3 protein-coding genes are annotated in these 2,660 nt (G+C 73.0%); all 3 read right to left on the bottom strand.

Going from position 1 to position 2,660, the window contains the following annotated elements:
* On the bottom strand, positions 1-1,622 hold a 1,622-nt coding region (locus tag HC022_RS23620), incomplete at its 3' end, for a DUF4157 domain-containing protein (protein ID WP_167454033.1).
* On the bottom strand, positions 1,619-1,843 hold the full coding sequence (locus HC022_RS23615; RefSeq protein WP_167454032.1) for a hypothetical protein: 225 nt from the start codon (positions 1,841-1,843) through the stop codon (positions 1,619-1,621). The genes HC022_RS23620 and HC022_RS23615, both read right to left, overlap by 4 nt.
* Positions 1,840-2,660: ATP-binding protein (locus tag HC022_RS23610; protein WP_167454031.1), on the bottom strand; the 821-nt coding region annotated here is incomplete at its 5' end. The genes HC022_RS23610 and HC022_RS23615, both read right to left, overlap by 4 nt.

The following is a 2,660-nucleotide window of genomic DNA, read 5'->3' as shown; positions in this document are numbered from 1 at the left end:
GGGGGGGGCCGGGGGGTGGGGCCCGGCCGCCCGACCCCCAGCCGCATCCCCGCCAGCACGAGGCGCCGCTTGTCGAGGTCGAGCGAGGCGAGATAGCTGGCCTCGGCCCCGACCAGCGCCAGCCAGCGCCGGTCGCGGGTCACCGGCAGGCCGACGTCGAGGCCGCCCCCCAATTGCCCCGAGAGCGCACCGTCGAGGCTGCCGAGCCCGGCCCGGAGGAAGGGACGAAATTCCGGGATGACGGGGCGGATCGGCACCAGCTCGGCGGTGCAGCCGGGGAAGATGTGGTTGAGGAACGCCGTCACATGGCGGAAATCGCGCTCGTGGAACATGCCGAAGCGACCCCAGCGGCGGCGTTCGCCCATCCGGTTGTTGTCGCGTCGCACCCGCTCGGTCCGGCGCCGGTTGCGATGCGCCTCGAGCGACTTGGGGTCGGTCTCGGGGTACTCGTCTCCGCGCCCCAGCACCTGGTGCCCGGCCTCGTGCGCGGCGAAGCCTTCCTCGAAGTTGCCGGCGCAGAGATAGCGCGCACTGCCCCGGCCGCTGCGCGGCACCACCTGGATCGTCTTGTCGGCGTCGGTGTCGTCGCGGCTGACGCTGACGCGGATCGGGATGTCGGCCCCGGCGCAGTCGTTCTCGCAGCCGGTGAGCCGCACCTTGAACTGGTCGTTGAGGCTGCTGTTGACGGCGGCGATGTAGCGCGCGGCGATGGCGTCGATGTCGGGCCGGCCCGACATCGGGTCGCCCTGGCAATTGTGGTTGTTCGGGTCCCCGGCCGAGCGCCTGAACCCGAAGCGGAACGGCAGGCGCACCTCGCAGGTGTCGGTGTTGAAATCGACCAGCGCCCTGTGATCCGCGATCACCTCGCGGTCCTCGGTGGCGGTGCGGGGCGCGATCTCGCGGCGGCGGACCTTGCCCTGCACGTGGTGTCCGGCGCGGATCGGCTCGGTCTCGAGGATCTCCTCGAAGGAGGTGCCGCCGCCGCCCGCATCGTCCTCGAAGGACTCCGAATGCACGTTCGGCACCGGCCGGACCATGTCGCGCGGCGGGCGCGGCGCCGTCTCGTCGTCGGTGGCGGGGGCGCGGTGCAGCTGGCCGTCGGCGCCCAGCGTGTGGGCGAGCTCGTGGGCAATCAGGTGGCGGCCGTCCTGCGTCTCGGGCGCCCACGCTCCGGGGGCGAAGCCGATGTGGGCGCCGTGCGCATAGGCCCGCGCGCCGATCGACTGCGCGGCGGCCCCGGCTGCGGCGTCGCGGTGCACACGCACGGCCCCGAGATCGGCACCGAAGCGGGGTTCGAAATACTGCCGCAGGGGGCCGGACAAGGGGCTTCCCCCGCCCGCGATCGCGGCGGCGGCACCGTCAGCGGCAGAGCCATCCCTGCCCGTGCCGTCGCGGGCGAGGTGCAGCGCCTCTTCCTCGCAATCGGCGCAGGGCTTGCCGCCGGCGGCACAGGCGGCGCAGGCGCGGTAGACCGTGTCCGCGCGCCCGCCCGCGCCGTGCGTGACCGGACGGCCTGTCATGGCGGCATCGGCCATGGCTTCGGCGCGGCGTTCCTCGCGGCTGTCGCGCGGGGCGACGCGGATCTGGCGACCGGACAGGACGGAACAGGCGCAGCCGGTCATGCTTCGCCCTCTCCTTCGCGGCGGGCACGGGAGAGCGCGCTGCGCATCGCCTGCGCGATCTCTTCGGGTCCTGCCCCCTGCGGCACCCGCAGACGCAGGCGCGGGATATGCCCCGACACGCCCGGGGGCAGCGCAGCCGCCGCGCGCTCCACGCCGCTGCGCACGCTCTGCGCGGCGGCGGCCGGGGTCGGTTTCAGGGTCGGTTTCGGGGGCGGTCTCATGCGCCCTCCACCCAGGGCGCGCGGAACGCCCTGTCATGCTTGCGGTACTCGCCACGCGCGGCGCGGGCGATGTCGCCCATGGTCACCGGCCGAGACTCGGAGGCCGCGAGGAAGGCCGCGTTGACCGCGATCACCACGATGGAGCCGCCGCTGATGTCGAGCCGCGACAGCGCCACCATGTCGAGCCCCTGCGTCGGGGTCTCGGGCGGGAAGGCGCGTTCCCAGATCCTCAGGCGCTCGCCCTGATCGGGCAGCTGCAGGTCGATGACGAAGCGCAGGCGGCGCAGGAACGCGGTGTCGATGTTGTTCTTGAGGTTCGTCGCCAGCAGGCACAGGCCGCTGTAGCTTTCGATCCGCTGCAGCAGGTAGCTCACCTCGATATTGGCGTGACGGTCGTGGCTGTCCTTGACCTCGGAGCGCTTGCCGAGGCAGGCGTCGGCCTCGTCGAGGAACAGGCAGGCGCCGGTCTCCTCGGCGGCATCGAACACCCGGCGCAGGTTCTTCTCGGTCTCGCCGATGTATTTCGAGATCAGCCGCGACAGGTCGACCTTGTAGAGATCGAGCCCCAGCTCGCCCGCCAGCACCTCGGCGGCCATGGTCTTGCCCACGCCCGAGGGCCCGGCCAGAAGCGCCGTCACCCCGCGCCCCGAGGGCATGCGCCCGCCGAAGCCCCACTCGTCATAGACCCGCGCGCGGTGGCGGATCTGGTCGGCGATGGCGGCCAGCTCGCGCTTCACCGGCTCGGGCAGGATCAGGTCCTTCCAGCCGACCCGCGGCACGATCCTGCGGGCCAGCGCCTCGAGCCCGCGGCCACCGC

It is taken from the genome of Salipiger sp. HF18 (genome assembly GCF_011806505.1).
Taxonomy (GTDB): Bacteria; Pseudomonadota; Alphaproteobacteria; order Rhodobacterales; family Rhodobacteraceae; genus Salipiger; species Salipiger thiooxidans.
The sequence above is the reverse complement of the archived record's forward strand: the minus strand, read 5'-3'. Positions and strand labels throughout refer to the sequence as shown.

Bases quoted from the DNA above. Each gene is read 5' to 3' on its own strand.
- HC022_RS23615 (WP_167454032.1), bottom strand. From the start codon at position 1,843: ATGAGACCGCCCCCGAAACCGACCCTGAAACCGACCCCGGCCGCCGCC.